Genomic DNA, 2,569 nt, shown 5'->3' with positions numbered 1-2,569 from the left:
GGTCTCGGACTTCCTCGAGACGCGGTTCCTGGAGCATGGCCGCGCCAAGGCCCAGGAGCTCGCGAGCGTCCTCGCCCATCCCGAGTCGGACACGCAGGCCATGCGGGCCGTGGGTCGGCTGACGAACGCGGACAGGGACTTCACCTACGCCGCCTTCGTCTCCGGTACCGGCGAGGTCCTCCTGGATGGAGGCGAGCGGCCCGAGCGCCTCGAGTCACTGCTCTCCCGGCTGTCCCAGCCGGACGCGCCCACGTCCCTGGAGCTGCCCAATGGGGACGTGCTCGTGACACAGGCGGTGCAGGCGGCGCCGGGAGAGCTGATGTCTCGCCGGGTCGTGGTGGTGGTGGACTTCTCGCCCCTCCGGGAGCTGCTGCGCAAGCTCACCGTCCTGCTGGTGGCGGCCCTCATCATCGGTCTGGTGTTGGTGATGGGCATCATCTTCGGTGTGACGCACGTGCTCATCCTCCGGCCGCTGGAGCGGATGATGGCGGTGGCGCGCAAGATGGCCGAGGGAGACCTGACGGGCCGGGTGGCGATGGACGACGGGGGCGAGCTGGGGCAGCTCGCCGCGGCGCTCGATGGCATCGGCCAGTCGCTGCGCAAGACGCTCGGTCAGGTGCGCGGCGTGTCCGAGGTGGTCTCCAACGTCATCGAGCAGCTCTCGCGCGCCGGCACCACGGTGTCCTCGGGCGCCTCCACCATCCAGGGGCGCGTGGAGGAGACGTCCTCCTCCATGGAGCAGATGCTCGCCAGCTTGCGCGGCATCGCGGAGAACGTCGAGGTGCTCTACCAGAGCGCCGAGGAGAGCAGCTCCTCCATCATGGAGATGGCGGCCACCAACGACGAGGTGGCGGAGAACGTCCAGGCCATGGCGGCCAGCGTGGAGGAGACCACCAGCGCCATCGAGGAGATGACCTTCTCCATCAAGGAGGTCGCCAAGAACATCGACGAGCTGCGCGGCTCCACCGAGGAGACGAGCACGTCCATCAGCCAGATGGACAGCTCCATCGGGCAGGTGGAGGCCAACGCCAACGAGACGGCGCGCCTGTCCGAGCAGGTGTCCGAGGACGCCCAGACGGGCGTGGAGGCCCTGCGCAAGACGATGCTCGGCCTGGACCGCATCAAGGGCTCCAGCCAGACGGCCTCGGGCGTCATCGACAGCCTGGGCCGGCGCATCTCGGAGATCGGCAACATCCTCAACGTCATCGACGACGTGGCCGAGCAGACCAACCTGCTGGCGCTCAACGCCGCCATCATCGCCGCGCAGTCGGGCGAGCACGGCAAGGGCTTCGCGGTCGTCGCCGATGAGATCAAGGACCTGGCCGAGCGCACGGGCGCGTCCACCAAGGAGATCGCCGACCTCATCAGCCGCGTGCAGGACGAGAGCCGCAACGCGGTGCAGGTGATGAACCAGGGCGTGCGCAACGTGGAGGAGGGCGTGCAGCTCGGCCGCGAGGCGGAGGGCACCCTGCGCAAGATCAACGACAGCGCGCAGAAGTCCACGCAGATGGTGAAGGCCATTGCCCGGGCCACGGTGGAGCAGGCGCGCGGCAGCAAGCAGGTGACGCAGGCCATCGGCCGCATCGCCGAGACGGTGCAGATGATCTCCAAGGCCTCCAACGAGCAGGCCAAGGGTGGCGAGCAGATCATGAACAGCGCCGAGCGGATGAAGGCCATCACCGCGCACGTGCAGCGCAGCAGCCAGGAGCAGGCGCACGGCAGCAAGCAGATCACCCGCTCCATCGAGAACATCAACGAGATGGTCACCCACCTCAACCGCGCCCAGAAGGAGCAGACCAAGGGCAGCGAGCAGGTGCTCAAGGCGGTGGAGGCCATCAAGGGCGTGTCGGACCACCAGACGCGCTCGGTGAAGGCGCTGGAAGAGGCCATCGACAGCCTGCAGCGGCAGTCCGAAGTGCTTCGCGCCGAGAGCCGGCGTTTCAAGGTCTGAGCAGTCGAGGGGGCGTGATGTCCGACCGTGTGATGTCCGAGCGTGCCGTGGTCTTCCTGATCGGCGCGGTCCAGTTCGTCAACATCCTCGACTTCGTGATGGTGATGCCGCTGGGCCCCGACTTCGCGGCGGGGCTGGGCATCGCCACGTCGCATATCGGCACCATCGGCGCGGCCTACACGGCGGCGGGGTGCGTGGCGGGAGTGGCGGGCAGCTACTTCCTGGACCGGTTCGACCGGCGCAAGGCGCTGGCGGTGGCGATGCTGGGGCTGGTGGTGAGCACGGCGGCGGGCGGTCTGGCCACGGGGCTCACCTCGCTGCTGCTGGCCCGGGCGCTGGCGGGCCTCTTCGGTGGCCCGGCCACGTCGCTGTCCATGTCCATCATCGCCGACCTCATCCCGCCGGAGCGGCGCGGGCGGGCCATGGGCGCGGTGATGGGAGCCTTCTCTGTGGCCTCCGTGGTGGGCGTGCCCATGGCGCTGAAGGTGGCCCGCTGGGGCGACTGGCGCCTGCCCTTCTTCCTCGTGGCGGGCCTGGGGCTGCTGCTGGTGGCCGGCGCCATCTTCTTGCTGCCGCCCATTCGCGGGCACCTGGAGCGCAAGCAGGACCACACCGTGA

The 2,569-nt window shown here is 69.1% G+C and carries 2 protein-coding genes; both read left to right on the top strand.

What is annotated here, in order from left to right:
* The coding region (locus tag VF697_RS41430; RefSeq protein WP_331104007.1) for a methyl-accepting chemotaxis protein at window positions 1–1,951 on the top strand (1,951 nt) is incomplete at its 5' end.
* Between the two features lie 17 nt (window positions 1,952–1,968).
* Window positions 1,969–2,569: MFS transporter (locus VF697_RS41425; protein ID WP_331104005.1), on the top strand; the 601-nt coding region annotated here is incomplete at its 3' end.

Source organism: Archangium sp. (genome assembly GCF_036388035.1).
In the GTDB taxonomy this organism is placed as follows: domain Bacteria; phylum Myxococcota; class Myxococcia; order Myxococcales; family Myxococcaceae; genus Archangium.
The sequence above is the reverse complement of the archived record's forward strand: the minus strand, read 5'-3'. Positions and strand labels throughout refer to the sequence as shown.